Consider the following 402-nt stretch of genomic DNA (forward strand, 5'->3'; position numbering starts at 1 on the left):
TTGTCGTAAGATACGAATTTCATGCAGAAAACTTTCTGGCAATGGCGCAACTGGGCTGCATCATGATTTTGCTCAGATTGATTATGAGATGACTTCTACAGTTCCCATTGCGCATTGGTGATGTCCATTCCCACTTCGTGCGGGAAACGGACTGAAAAGTCTAGATAGTGTCGTCAAACTATTGTTGCCCACAATGAGATGCACCTGATTTGCACGGCGGCAAGGAAGGAAAGACTTCGTTTTGCGTAGCGCGTAGCAATGCCGCGCCATCTCTTGAGGTGAAGAAAGGCGTTCTCGATCAGATGCGTACACGGTATAAAGCTTTGTCATAGTCCCTCTGCTCCTTGCGATTTTTTCTGGGTGGAATGACGGGCTGACAGCCGGACTCAACAACCTTGTCTA

1 pseudogene is annotated in these 402 nt (G+C 47.8%); it reads right to left on the reverse strand.

Annotation, left to right across the window (positions count from 1 at the left end):
- Positions 1–173: 173 nt before the first annotated feature.
- Positions 174–402 (reverse strand): annotated as a pseudogene (locus tag EII23_RS12485) (IS5/IS1182 family transposase); the annotation flags it as partial.

The organism is Desulfovibrio sp. OH1186_COT-070 (assembly GCF_003860215.1).
Classification (GTDB): domain Bacteria; phylum Desulfobacterota; class Desulfovibrionia; order Desulfovibrionales; family Desulfovibrionaceae; genus Desulfovibrio.